This window comes from Antiquaquibacter metalliresistens, from assembly GCF_029211225.1.
Lineage (GTDB): Bacteria > Actinomycetota > Actinomycetes > Actinomycetales > Microbacteriaceae > Rhodoglobus > Rhodoglobus metalliresistens.
This window is the reverse complement of sequence record NZ_JARGEM010000002.1, coordinates 121,381-133,799: the sequence shown is the minus strand read 5'-3', so window position 1 is coordinate 133,799 and position 12,419 is coordinate 121,381. Positions and strand designations below refer to the sequence as shown.

Sequence of the window (12,419 nt, the reverse complement as noted above, 5' to 3'; positions counted from 1 at the left end):
TTGTCATGCACAACATGGGCCGAACGTCCACGGAGATGGTCAGCGCCACCTGGGCACGCGAAGCCGACGGCGGTGCCCCAGCTGTCCGACCCGCGCGGGATTCCGATGGCCGGAGTGGTGCCGGCCTTCAGGAGTCCGCGGCCGGCCCCACGCCGGTGATGCTCGACAGCGGCAGCGTGCGCTCCAGGTCGGTGCGGCGGTCGCGGGCGCGCAAGCGTCCGCCGGCGACGCTCGCCGGCTCGAGCTGGTAGTCCACGGAGCTGCCGTCCTGCAGGGTGACGGTGACCGTGAGGGCGAGCTTGCCGCGGATGGCGACGTCGAGTTGGCGGGCGAGCCAGGCCCGGTCGGCGGCCGCGGCATCCGCCGGGCTCTCGGCGCGCAGGCGCTCGATGAGGGTGGCGATCGGGTCGGCACGCACGGGTGCGTTGGCGCCGGCGCGGCGGGGTCGTTCGGGGGTGAGGATGCGGCCGCGCTCGTCTTCGGCGGCGACCGGGTAGCGGGCTTCGGCGAGGCTCCAGAAGACCACGTCGGGTTCGAAACGGCTGGTCAGCTCGGTGCTGGACCGGCTGAGGCCGAGCGGGGTGAGGCTCGCGTCCACGGCGATCGCCCGCAGCAGTCCGGCATCCGTTGACCGCACGCGGCTGCCGCCCTCGGGCGTGGGCGCCACGCGCACGAGACCGTAGCGGGCGGCGGCCTCCGCGATGAGGTATTCGAGCGGTTGCGGGATGCCGCTGAGCGAGATGCCGCCGAGGAACTGCCGGATGCTCTCCGCGGTCTCACCCGCGGCCATCGCGCGGTTGAGGCTCGCGGTGGTGATGCGGTAAGTGGGTGCCAGCACGCCCCCCTCGGACTCGGCGATGGTGCGCAGGCGCGCGTCGAGTCGCGGCGCGAGCGGGCCGGGGGAGACCACGCTGAGGTCGTGCTGGAGGTAGACCTTGTCGACCTCGGCGGGGAACAGCTCGCCCATCGCGGCACCCGCGGCATCCGCCCCGGAGGTGAGCAGCAGCGCGCCGGGAGTGCTCGGCACCCGCTCGTGCGTGATGCCGAGCCGCTCGGCGTCGCGCAGGTAGACGGCGACCCGTTCGCGGATCCACGCGTCGCCAGCCGGGTAGAGCCACGTCAGGTACTCGTGAAGGCCGCCGCCCCACTCCGCGCCGGCGCGGTCGCGCAGGATCGCTCGCACGTCTTCCGGCAGGCGTTCCAGCCATCCGGCGGCCAGTGCCGTCCAGCGCTCCGCGAAACCGCCGGGCAACCAGGCGCTGCCGGCATCGCTGACGACGCGCTCGCCGACGCCGGGGGTGACCAGTCCCGCGCGTTCGACGATGTCGAGCATCTCCGGCACGCGGTCGAGGTCGACGCCGACGGATGCCGCGAGCCGCCGACTGTCCGGAAGCGTGATGCCGCCGCGCGCGAGCTCGCGCGCGGGCTCCCGCTGCAGCTCCGCGACGAGCTCGGCGACGAAGCCCGTGGTCTCGAAGGCGCGGGATGCGGCCAGCCGGTCGGCGGCCGCGCGGTCGCCGCGGCCCACCGGTGACAGTGCGGGCGGCGGTGGCTGCGCGATGAGTTCACGCACCGGTGTGGCGATCGCGGCCGCGACGGTGGGCGGCACGCTCAGCACGCCGTCGCGCTCCAGCAGCAGCGCGAGGTCGCGCGCGGCGGCGAGGTGCGCGTCGAAGGCGGTGGCGTCGCCGCCGATCGCGGTGAGGTGGGCGGCGGCATCCTTCGAGCGGGGCATACCGAGTTCGGCAACCACCGCGAGGGCCACGAGGCTCGGGCGCTGCAGACGATCGAGCGCGGCGCGCACGGAGTCGGGGGCGAGCAGGGCGTCGGCGAGATCGAAGAAGTCCCGGATGCCGTTCGGGCTCACCGAGCGCTCGGCCATCAGGGCGATGAGCTCGGGGTCGACCAGCGATCGCAGCTGGTCGGCCAGCGCGAGGGCGGAGTCGTTACTGGGAGGCATCCCTCGCGTCGCGACTCCTCCGGATCCCACTCACGACGATGAGCGCGATCATGAGCACGAGACCCAGGGGCAGGCCGACCGCGGGCAACACGATCAGCACGGGCCAGATGCCGCCGTCGAAGTCGGTGACCCCGGCGGCGGTGGCGATGATGACCGCGAGGAACGACAGCACCGACAGCCCGATGGCCGATGCCACCATGAAGGCGAGGATGCGCTCGCCGCGGTGAGCGAGCATCGTGTTGTCCTGGGTCACATTCACAAGGATAGGGGACAGCGGAGTCCTCTAGGCTTGATGCACCACGTACCGAGGAGTTCCGCATGCCCACCGGCAAGGTCAAGTTCTACGACGAAGAGAAAGGCTTCGGCTTCATCTCCAGCGATGACGGCCAAGAAGTTTTCCTCCATGCGTCCGCCCTGCCCGCCGGCGCGGTCGTCAAAGCGGGCTCCCGGCTGGAGTTCGGCGTGGCCGACGGCAAGAAGGGCGCCCAGGCGCTGTCGGTGCGGGTGCTCGAGGCCAGCCCGAGTCTCGCCAAGCTCAACCGCAAGCCGGCCGACGACATGGCGATCATCATCGAGGACCTCGTCAAGCTCATGGACGGCATCGGCGCCGGGCTCAAGCGGGGCCGGTACCCGGACAAGGCGCACGGCGCGAAGATCGCCGCGATGCTGCGCAAGGTCGCGGACGAACTGGATGCCTGACCGCCACCTCGAGTTCGCCCGCGAAGCGCTGCTCGACATCACCCCGGAATCCACGATCGGCGCATACGTCGGGTCGGTGGACGAGGGCGATGGTGTGGTGACCGTGCGGTTCGAGTCCGCGATGCCCGGATACCCCGGGTGGCAGTGGACCGTGAGCCTCGCCGTCGTCGACGGGGGAGAGCCGACCGTGCTCGAGACCGAGCTGATGCCGGGCGAGGGCGCGCTGCTCGCGCCCGACTGGGTGCCGTGGTCGGACCGCCTCGCCGAGTACAAGGCCGCCCAGGAAGCCGCTGAGGCCGAAGCGCTCGACGGCTCCGATGACGACGCGGACGACGACTCCGGCGATGACGACGCGGACGACGACGATGACGATGACGACGACGCGGACGACGACGACGATGACGACGACCTGCTCGGCAGCGACGTGCTTCACGGCGGCGACCTCGACGGCGTCGACATCGATGACCCGGACGTGCTCGATGAACTGGACGAGGACTTCGGCGACGGCGAAGACGACCGCGAAGAGGACGACTCCTAAGCCGGTTCGGCTGCCCCTCGCTTCCTCTGCCCCTGCGCGTTCCCCGGCTCGGCCCGCCCGGCTCGGCCTCTGTCGGCCCGCCCGGCTCGGCCATGTTCCGCTGCCTTGCCTTGCCTTGCCTTGCCCGGCTCGGCCTCGCCCCGCTGCCTTGCCGCGGCATCCTGCCCTTGACTGACTCGCGAAACTCAGGAGGATTTCCTGAGTTTCGCGCTCGACGAGCGCGCTCGACGGTCGGGTCCCGCGCGCATTCGGGGTCGGACTCGTGCGCATGATGCGCGCCGCGCCGGGCGCTGTCGGCTTCTCGTGCGCCGTTGAGATGTCAGTGGCGCACGCTCCTCACGATGAAGATCCCCGCAAAGGGGAGTCGGGTCGTTGCGGGAGAGGGCCGTGCCTCTGAGCACGCAGACGTCAGGTGCGTAACTCAGGAGATGCTCCTGAGTTCCGCGAGCCACGCGGCGAGGCGTGCGTGTGGACGTGGGGAAGGGCGTGACGCGTGGGCGTGGGTGGCACGCGTGGGCGTGTGGGCGTGGCGTGTGGGTGTGGGCGTGGGTGTGGGTGTGGGCGTGGGCGTGGGCGTGGGCGAGGGTGCGGCGCGCGGCGGATGCAACGCGTGCGAAAGCCGGCAGGCCGGTTGCGGTGCATCGGCGTCGGGCTGTGCGGCCGGACGCCCTTGGGGCCTACGCCTTGCGGCGGCCGCGCACGTGCGTGTGGAGCAGGCCGATCAGTCCGAGCGCGACGCCGGCGATCGCCGTCCACAACCACCACAGGTTGCCCGCCGCGCGCAGCGGCTCGAGGAACAGCAGCATCGCGGCGAGGGCGGCGACCCAGGCGACGAGTCCGACGAGGAAGGCCAGCCGGTCATCCGTCGCCACGGGTGCCGGGCTCGGGCGCCGTTCGTCGGACTTGAGCCAGAAGCGCATGGCTACAGGCTACCGACCACGTAGTCGATCGAGGCGATGAGGGCGCGCACGTCGGCCGGGTCGATCGCGACGAACGTCGCCACGCGCAGCTGGTTGCGGCCGAGCTTGCGGTAGGGCTCGGTGTCGACCACGCCGTTCTCGCGCAGCGTCTTGGCGACGGCCGCGGCATCCACCGACTCGTCGAAGTCGATCGTGACGACCACCTGCGAGCGGTGCGCGGGGTCCGCGACGAAGGGAGTCGCGAAGCTCGCTGCCTCGGCCCAGTCGTAGAGCGCGCTCGACGACTCCTTGGTGCGGGCGTCGGCCCAGGCGAGCCCGCCGTTGCCGTTGATCCAGTCGATCTGGTTCTCGAGCATCAGCAGGGTGGCGAGTGCCGGCGTGTTGAGCGTCTGCTCGAGGCGCGAGTTGTCCACCGCGTTCTTCAGCGAGAGGAACTCCGGGATGTACCGCCCGCTGCCCGCGATGCGCTCCACCCGCTCGAGCGCCGCCGGTGAGAACAGGGCGAACCACAGCCCGCCGTCCGAGGCGAAGTTCTTCTGCGGTGCGAAGTAGTAGACGTCCGCCTGGGCGGCGTCGAAGTCGATGCCGCCGGCACCAGACGTGGCGTCGATGACGGTGAGGGCGCCCGGGGCGTCGACGCGCGAGACCGGCGCCATCACGCCGGTGGAGGTCTCGTTCTGCGGCCAGGCGTACACGTCCACGCCATCGACGAGCTCGACCTCGGCGCGCGAACCGGCCTCGGCCTTCACGACGTGCGGGGCCTCGAGCCAGGGGGCGGCGGCGGCCTGCGCGAACTTGGCGCCGAACTCGCCGTGGGTGAGGTTCTCGCTGCGGCGCTCGATGAGGCCGAAGGCCGCGGCATCCCAGAACGCGGTCGACCCGCCGTTGCCGAGCACGACCTCATAGCCGTCGGGCAGCCGGAACAACTCGCCGAGGCCGGAGCGCACGCGCCCGACCAGGTCTTTGACCGGCTTCTGACGGTGCGACGTGCCCATGATCGCGGCACCCGCGGAGGCGACGGCATCGAGCTGCTCCTGCCGCACCTTGGATGGACCACACCCGAAACGACCGTCGGCGGGCAGGAGTTCACGGGGGATCACGAGGCCGGGCATGAGTCCAATTCTACGGGCGGCCGCCGCTAGGCTTGTGCGCTATGACGGACCTCGTCGACACCACTGAGATGTACCTGCGCACCATCCTCGATCTCGAGGAGGAGCAGATCGTGCCGCTGCGCGCGCGCATCTCGGAGCGGCTCGGCCACTCCGGTCCGACCGTGTCGCAGACCATCGCGCGCATGGAGCGCGACGGCCTCGTGGTCGTCGAGGGGGATCGGCACCTGGAACTCACCGTGGAGGGGCGGCGCCGCGCCATCCACGTCATGCGCAAGCACCGGCTGGCCGAGCGGCTGCTGGCCGACGTGATCGGTCTCGACTGGGCCTACGTGCACGACGAGGCCTGCCGCTGGGAGCACGTGATGAGCGAGCAGGTCGAGCGCCGCCTGCTCGAGATGCTCGACCACCCCACCGAGTCGCCGTACGGCAATCCGATCCCCGGTCTGCAGGAACTGGGGGATGCCCCGGCGCCCGGGTTCATGGACGGCGTGGTCAACATCGTGGCCGTCGTGGCGGAGGCGACGGCACCGGTGAGCGGGGTCATCCGTCGCCTGGGAGAGCCCGTGCAGTTCGAGCCCGAACTGCTGCAGCAGCTGCAGGCGGCGGGTGTGATGCCCGGTGCGAACGTGACGATCGCGGCCGCCGGATCGTATGTCTCCGTGCAGGTCGAAGGCTTCGGCGAGGGGCTGGAATTGCCCAACGAGGTCGCCGTGCACATCTACATCACCGCCTGAGTTCTCCACTGGGAATCCTCTGGGAGGCATCGCCTCAGCGTGACTTCGGCACGCTCTCGGCATAGAGTCGCTGGGTCCTCGCGACCAGGAATGCCGGTCAAGGACCCTCACCGAGCGTCTCGTTCACCCGTCTCGCGTGAGGTACGTGGAGATATACGAAACGGATGGGGCAGCGACATGGGGCTGCCGAGACGCAGGAGGCAACACTCTTGGCACCACAACCCGAAACGCCCGTAGCACCCGAAATCCCGAAGACCTTCGCCTCACCCAAGGCCAAGCGCAAGTCCAGCTTCCTGAGCACCGCGGTGATCGCGGTCGTCGTTCCAGGGATGTTCGCGACCGTCGCACTGCCGGCCTACGCCTACCAGGGCGAGCCGGTCGACACCGCCAAGGTGCAGACCAAGGTGCAGCTGCAGCAGTTCACGCAGGAGCACGCCCAATCGCTGGCCGTGGCCGGCGGCGTGACCGCGGGAGTGGCGGACCGTGACGCATTCAGTTCGACGTCGGCCGCCGAGATGGCCGCCGCGGCGGCGGCAGCGGCACCGGCCTCGAGCTACACGGCCCTGCTGGCCAACCCGCCGATGCCGTTCTTCAGCCTCGATCAGGTGGTCTCGATCGCCATGCAGTACCAGGGTGTGCCCTACGTCTATGGCGGCGCGACGCCGGCAGGCTTCGACTGCTCCGGCTTCGTCGCCTACGTCTACGCCCAGGTCGGTGTCTCGCTGCCGCACGGCGTCTCGAGCGCGGCCGCGGTCGGCACCCCGATCGCCTGGGAGGCCGCCCTGCCCGGCGACATGGTCGTGATGCCAGGGCACTCCGGCATCTACCTCGGCGGTGGCATGATGATCGACGCGCCGTACGAGGGCCGCGTCGTGAGCGTCAACTCGGTGTGGTCGAGCTCGGCCTACATCGTGCGCTTCGGCATCTGAGTCATCTGGTGCGCCGCCGCTCCTGCGGCCGGTCAGGCGGACGGGAAGGTCGCCGAGGCATCCAGGCCGCCCTCCGGGCGCGCCTGCAGCTCTGCGGCCCCGCCGCTCGCAGCCATGAGCTGTGCGACGATCGCCAACCCCAGTCCGCTGCCACCGGCAGGCGAGGCGCCCCGCCAGAACCGATCGAACGCGCGGAGGCGGTCCTCCGCCGACATGCCCGGGCCGTCGTCGAGCACGTGCAGGTCGACCGTGCGCGCGCCGGACTCCACACTGACCACGATGGTGCCGCCGGCGGGGCTCACCGAGAGCGCGTTGTCGATGTAGTTGTCGACGACCTGCTCCACGGCACCTGGGAGCGCCAGCGCCGCTGCGTGCTCCGCGCCGTGATAGCCGATGCGCACGCCGGACTCCTCGGCGAGCGCCATCCAGTGCTCGGTGCGCGCACGCGCGACGGCGGCGACATCGACGCGCTCCGTCGCCGTGGTGTTCGCCTCGGTCCGGGCCAGCAGCAGCAGGCCCTCGATGATCGAACCGAGCCGGTCCGCTTCGCTCTCCGCCGCGGCGAGCCGCGCCTCGGCACCCACCGGATCCTCGTGGATCAGGTCGCGGGCGCGTTCGAGCTTGAGTCGCAGCGCGGTCAGCGGCGTGCGCAGTTGGTGCGACGCATCGGCCGCGAATGACCGCTGCTGGTCGATGAGACCGTTGAGCCGCTCCGCCATCACGTTGAACGAACGGGAGAGCGATCGCAGTTCCGGCGCGCCGGTGTCTTCCTCGGCGCGGGTGTCGAGGTGCCCCTCGGCGAGCCGTTCGGTGGATGCCCGCAGCAGGTCGAGCCGTCGCGTCACCCCCGCGGCGAAGATGTACCCGACCACGCCGGCCAGGAGCACGGTGGTGAGCGCGACGAGCCAGAGCTGTCCGAGCTGCCGCGCCACGGCATCCTCGACGACCTGCGCCGGGTAGGTCAGCCGAACCGCGCCGAGCACGCGCTCCCCGCTCAGCACGGGCACGGTCACGTAGAGCAGCTCCTGCTGCAGCGTCGTGGAATACCGCGTGCCGGTGGCGATCTCACCGCCGAGTGCCGCTTCGATCTCCGGCCGCGACAGATACGAGGCGCCCAGCCTCGAGTCGTCGGCGTCGCTCGTGACGATCGCGATGCCCTCGGCGTCGACGAGGATCACCCGTGCACCGCTCTTCTCCCGGTAGCGCTGGGCGATCTCGGTGATGAGCGCGTTCGACTCGGCGCTGGGCTCCTCGAGCGCCTCCTCGCTGCGCCCCGCGAGCACGAAGGCGTCGCGCTCGAGTCCGGTGATGATGTTGTCGTGCTGCACGTCGCGCAGGGTGAAGCTCAGCGGCACGTCCTGCACCAGGATCACGAGCAGGGTCGTGGCGATCAGGGCCGCGACGAGGCGCCACTTCACGTCGGCTCACCGAAGCGGAAGCCGACCCCGCGCACCGACTCGATCCATCCCGGGTGACCGAGCTTCTTGCGAATCGCCGCGATGTGCGCGTCGAGCGTCTTCGTCGTGCCGTACCAGTTGGTCGACCACACGTCGTGCAGTATCTCGGTGCGTCGGAACACCGCGCCGGGGTCGTCGCTGAGGTACAGCAGCAACTCGAACTCCTTGGCGGTGAGGTGGATCGGCGCGCCATCCAGGGTCACCTTCTGGGTGCGGGAGTCGATGACGAGCGGTCCGAAGACCCGTTGCGGCGTGGCATCCGGCGCGGGCGCGGCCGTGCGCCTCGAGACGGCACGGATGCGCGCCACCAGTTCGCGCATGCCGAACGGCTTGACGACGTAGTCGTCCGCACCCATCTCGAGCGCGAGCACCCGGTCGATCTCGTCGTCGCGCGCGCTCACGACGATGATCGGCGTCTGTGAGCGGGCACGCATGCTGCGGCACACCTCGGTGCCATCCATGTCGGGCAGTCCGAGGTCGAGCAGCACCAGGTCCGGGGCGTAGTCGGTCAGCGACTCGAGTCCCGCGGCACCGGTGCTCACGTGGCGTGCTTCGATGCTGGCCTGGGCGAGACCGTCGAGGATGCCGTCGGCGACGGAAGCGTCATCCTCCACGACCAGTACCCGCATGGGTCAATTGTGGTCGCGAGGCGCCGGTTCTCGGAGCAGGCCGCGGATCTTGGACGAATCTTGGATGTTCGCCAGATTCGTCTTCGACGACGCACTTCTAGCGTGGAGGCATGAAGACTCCAGCCATCATCGCTCTCTCCATCATCGGTGTGCTCGCCACGACGGGCGCCGCCATGGCCGTGAACGGGGCGACGCTCGCCGCCTTCAATCAGGGCACCATCGGGCAGGCCACGGACGTGCTCGTGCCCACGTCGACCCCGAGCCCGACCACGAGCCCCACACCGAGCTCGACCCCCACCCCCGGTGCCGACGACGACAACGGGCTGCGCGGTGACGGCAGCGTCGACGACGACGGCGATTCGACCGGCGGTGTGCCGTCGCCTTCGCAGAGCAACACGAGCGACGACGACGGTGACGACGACAGCTACGACGACGACGGCCACGACGACAGCGCCGAGCACGAGGACGAGTCCGGGGACGATGACTAAGTCGCGACCGGCGGGAGGCAGCCGCACCCTGGTGGGGCTGCTCTCCACGTTCGCGCTCGTCGGCGGTGTGGTCGGGTTCCAGAACGCGGCGACGGCGCAGGAGACGGCCACGGATGTCGCGCCGCGCGGTGTCGGCACCTCCGACGCCCCGGCGGCCGAGGTGCCGCCGGAGGCGGTGCCGGCACCCGCGCCGGTGGTCGAAGCCCCGGCGGTGGAGGCCCCCGTCGTGGAGGCCCCGGCCCCTGCCCCCGCACCAGCCCCGGTCGTCGAGCCCCAACCCGCCCCCGCCCCGGCGCAGCCGAGCGGCACCACGGGCGGGTCGGGTGGCTGAGTGCCGTACGACCCGATCGCGCGCGACGCGATCACGGCGTTCCACCTCGCCGCCGGTTCGCAGCCCGAGGTGATCTCGCAGCGTCGGCCGCTCATGGGCGGGCACGCGACGATCAGCCTGGTCGGGGCATCCGAGGCACTGCTGGATGCGGCCTTCCGGCTCGCGGATCGCTGCGAGGAGAAATGGAGCCGGTTCCTGCCCGTCAGCGACGTCTGGCGGCTGAACTGGGCGGAGGGTCGCCCGACCGAGGTGGATCCGCTCACCGTGCGCCTGATCGAGGCGATGCGCGACGGCGCCGCGCTCACCGACGGCGATTTCGACCCCACCCTGTTGCCCCTGGTCATCGAAGCCGGCTACGCCGCCTCGGCGGTCGCGCCGGACATCGTGACCGAACTGCCGCACAGCGCCCGCGCACCCGGACGGCTCGACGGCATCGACATCGACGGCACCCTCGTGACGATGCCGCTCGGCACCACGCTGGATGCCGGCGGCATCGGCAAGGGCCTCGCCGCCGACCTGGTGAGCGAGTTCGCGCTCGCGGAGGGCGCCCTCGGTGCGATGGTCGAGCTCGCCGGCGACGTGGTCGTCGCCGGGCGCGCGCCCGACGGGGTGGCATGGCTGCTCGGCGTCGAGAACCCGTTCGACACCGCGCGCCACCTCACCACGGTGCGCATCGCGCGGGGCGCGATCGTCACCTCCAGCAGACTGAAGCGGCGATTCGCGACCCCGCAGGGCGAACGTCACCACCTGATCGACCCGCGCGAAGGAGCGAGCGCGGCGACGGTCACCGCCACCGCGACGGTCATCGCGGCGACCGGTGCTCGCGCCGAGGCCCTCGCCAAGTCCGGGTTCCTGAGGCCGGCCGCGGACTACCTCGCCTGGCTGCCGGAGGTCGGTGCGGCGGCCCTGCTGGTCGACGCCGACGGGCGGCAGCAGGCATCCGCGAACTGGGGGAGATACGCGTGATTCTCAACGACCCTCACCTGTGGTGGTATCTGACCAGGGCGAGCGCGATGCTCGCCTGGGCGTTGATGACGCTCTCGGTGGTGTGGGGCATCCTGCTCTCCACCCGCATCCTGCGCCGCATCGACAACCCGGGCTGGCTGCAAGACCTGCACCGCTACCTCGGGGGTCTCGGTGTGGCCATGGTGCTGCTGCACATGGTCACGCTCATGCTCGACGGCTGGCTGCAGTTCTCGCCGGTCGAGGTGCTGGTGCCGTTCGCGACCGACTTCCGGCCCTTCGCCGTCGCGCTCGGCGTGATCGCCTTCTACCTGCTGATCGCGGTGCAGGGCACGTCGATGATCATGCACCGCCTGCCCCGCAGACTCTGGAAGGCGGTGCACTACGCGAGCTACGCGACCGTGCTGCTCGTGTCATTCCACGCGGGACTCTCCGGCACCGACGTGGGCTCGATCGGCTACATGATCCTCGCCTACGGCCTCATCGGTCTCACCGCGCTCGCGACGGTCGTGCGCATCGCGGTCGGCAACCGCACCCGAGCGGCGGCCCGGGCGGAGGTCTGGGTGCCGCCGCACGACTCGGCTCCGCGCCTCTCGCCGCCCCGCATCGAGACACGCACGATGGTCGTCGCGGAGGCGGGTCTCATCGCGGAGCGGGTGATGGGCATCCGGCTGGTCGCCCTCGGCGGCGGGATGCTGCCGATCTGGTACCCCGGAGCGCACGTGACCCTGCACCTTCCGGGCGGCCTCGAACGGCAGTACTCGCTGTGCGGGGACCCGGGGGAGCGGCACCACTACGACCTCGCGGTGCTGCGCACCCTGGACTCGGCCGGCGGCAGTCGGTGGGTGCACGAGAACGTCATGCCGGGCACGACGATCGAGGTCTCCGGCCCGCTCAACCACTTCGAGCTCGAACCGGCCAGGGAGTACCTGTTCATCGCCGGCGGCATCGGCATCACTCCCATCAAGGCGATGATCGAGTCGCTGCCGGCGCCGCGCGAGTGGCGACTCATCCACGTGGGGCGCAGCCGGAAGGCGATGGCCTTCGCGCACGAACTCGAGGAGCGCTACCCGGGGCGGGTGCGCATCCACGCCGGCGACGAGACCGCGGGCCCGCTCGACTTCTCGCAGCTCTCGACGCCGGAGACCACGCAGGTGTACTGCTGCGGCCCGGAGCCGCTGATGGCCGCGGTGGCGGCGGCCGTGCCGACGGACCGGCTGCACCTGGAGCGGTTCGTGCCCGTGGTGCGCGCGGCGAGCATGCCGGATCGCGACCTGCGGTTGCGGTTCAGCCGAAACCCCCTCGAACTCACCGTGAGCGCGGGGGAGAGCGTGCTCGACGCACTCGAGCGCGGCGGCGTGCCCGTGACCGGCTCCTGCCGCAAGGGCGTGTGCGGCGCCTGCGAGGTGCGCGTACTGTCGGGCACGCCGGAGCACCTCGACTCCGTGATGGACGACGCGGAGAAGGACGCGCTCGGCGTGATGTACCCGTGCGTCTCCCGCGCCCGCAGCGCCGAGCTGGTGCTCGACTTCTAGTTCACGCGCCGCGTTAACGGCGCGTGAACCTTTGCGCGCCGTCACGGGTGTACACCGGCATTGTGGGTTAGCCTGAAGCCCTTGGAATCCACGAGTGGACCGGGGAGTGACGATGTCGGGCAGG

Annotated in this window: 14 protein-coding genes; 8 read left to right on the top strand and 6 right to left on the bottom strand. The window is 70.9% G+C overall.

The features are described from left to right. Positions 1-127 precede the first annotated feature (127 nt). Together PYV02_RS03500 and PYV02_RS03495 are read right to left on the bottom strand one after the other, a co-directional pair. Positions 128-1,960 (bottom strand): helicase-associated domain-containing protein, encoded by a 1,833-nt coding sequence (locus tag PYV02_RS03500; RefSeq protein WP_275756245.1) that lies wholly within the window; start codon positions 1,958-1,960, stop codon positions 128-130. Beyond that, the gene (locus tag PYV02_RS03495) at positions 1,947-2,213 is read right to left on the bottom strand and encodes a hypothetical protein (protein WP_275756244.1); all 267 of its coding nucleotides are present in this window, start codon (positions 2,211-2,213) and stop codon (positions 1,947-1,949) included. Before PYV02_RS03495 ends, PYV02_RS03500 begins: the two co-directional genes overlap by 14 nt. A 65-nt stretch (positions 2,214-2,278) precedes the next feature. Between PYV02_RS03495 and PYV02_RS03490 the strand changes: the two genes are divergently transcribed. Continuing rightward, positions 2,279-2,659, top strand: coding sequence for a cold-shock protein (locus PYV02_RS03490; protein ID WP_275756243.1), 381 nt, complete (start codon positions 2,279-2,281; stop codon positions 2,657-2,659). After that, the gene (locus PYV02_RS03485; protein ID WP_275756242.1) at positions 2,652-3,197 is read left to right on the top strand and encodes a DUF3027 domain-containing protein; all 546 of its coding nucleotides are present in this window, start codon (positions 2,652-2,654) and stop codon (positions 3,195-3,197) included. The genes PYV02_RS03490 and PYV02_RS03485 overlap by 8 nt, the downstream gene beginning before the upstream one ends. Before the next feature lie 677 nt (positions 3,198-3,874). On the opposite strand, the gene PYV02_RS03480 is transcribed toward PYV02_RS03485, so the two are convergent. After that, positions 3,875-4,117 (bottom strand): DUF2530 domain-containing protein, encoded by a 243-nt coding sequence (locus PYV02_RS03480; RefSeq protein ID WP_275756241.1) that lies wholly within the window; start codon positions 4,115-4,117, stop codon positions 3,875-3,877. Between the two features lie 2 nt (positions 4,118-4,119). Beyond that, complete coding sequence (serC, locus tag PYV02_RS03475) at positions 4,120-5,229, bottom strand: phosphoserine transaminase (RefSeq protein WP_275756240.1); 1,110 nt, start codon at positions 5,227-5,229, stop codon at positions 4,120-4,122. 41 nt (positions 5,230-5,270) lie between these two features. Between serC and PYV02_RS03470 the strand changes: the two genes are divergently transcribed. Continuing rightward, on the top strand, positions 5,271-5,963 hold the full coding sequence (locus PYV02_RS03470) for an iron-dependent transcriptional repressor DtxR (RefSeq protein WP_275756239.1): 693 nt from the start codon (positions 5,271-5,273) through the stop codon (positions 5,961-5,963). Between the two features lie 209 nt (positions 5,964-6,172). Continuing rightward, positions 6,173-6,892, top strand: a complete 720-nt coding sequence (locus PYV02_RS03465) for a C40 family peptidase (protein ID WP_275756238.1) — start codon at positions 6,173-6,175, stop codon at positions 6,890-6,892. A gap of 32 nt (positions 6,893-6,924) precedes the next feature. Here the strand turns inward: PYV02_RS03465 and PYV02_RS03460 are convergent, their stop codons facing one another. Together PYV02_RS03460 and PYV02_RS03455 are read right to left on the bottom strand one after the other, a co-directional pair. Then, positions 6,925-8,310, bottom strand: a complete 1,386-nt coding sequence (locus PYV02_RS03460; protein ID WP_275756237.1) for a sensor histidine kinase — start codon at positions 8,308-8,310, stop codon at positions 6,925-6,927. Continuing rightward, on the bottom strand, positions 8,307-8,978 hold the full coding sequence (locus PYV02_RS03455) for a response regulator transcription factor (RefSeq protein ID WP_275756236.1): 672 nt from the start codon (positions 8,976-8,978) through the stop codon (positions 8,307-8,309). Before PYV02_RS03455 ends, PYV02_RS03460 begins: the two co-directional genes overlap by 4 nt. 110 nt (positions 8,979-9,088) lie before the next feature. Between PYV02_RS03455 and PYV02_RS03450 the strand changes: the two genes are divergently transcribed. From PYV02_RS03450 to PYV02_RS03435, 4 genes are read left to right on the top strand one after another with little or no spacing between them, the layout of a single operon-like run. After that, entirely contained in the window at positions 9,089-9,466 is a 378-nt protein-coding gene (locus PYV02_RS03450; protein ID WP_275756235.1) for a hypothetical protein, read from the top strand. After that, positions 9,459-9,797, top strand: coding sequence for a hypothetical protein (locus tag PYV02_RS03445; protein WP_275756234.1), 339 nt, complete (start codon positions 9,459-9,461; stop codon positions 9,795-9,797). The genes PYV02_RS03450 and PYV02_RS03445 overlap by 8 nt, the downstream gene beginning before the upstream one ends. Beyond that, positions 9,798-10,763, top strand: coding sequence for an FAD:protein FMN transferase (locus PYV02_RS03440; RefSeq protein ID WP_275756233.1), 966 nt, complete (start codon positions 9,798-9,800; stop codon positions 10,761-10,763). It begins immediately after the preceding gene. Continuing rightward, positions 10,760-12,295 (top strand): 2Fe-2S iron-sulfur cluster-binding protein, encoded by a 1,536-nt coding sequence (locus PYV02_RS03435; protein ID WP_275756231.1) that lies wholly within the window; start codon positions 10,760-10,762, stop codon positions 12,293-12,295. The genes PYV02_RS03440 and PYV02_RS03435 overlap by 4 nt, the downstream gene beginning before the upstream one ends. Positions 12,296-12,419 lie beyond the last annotated feature (124 nt).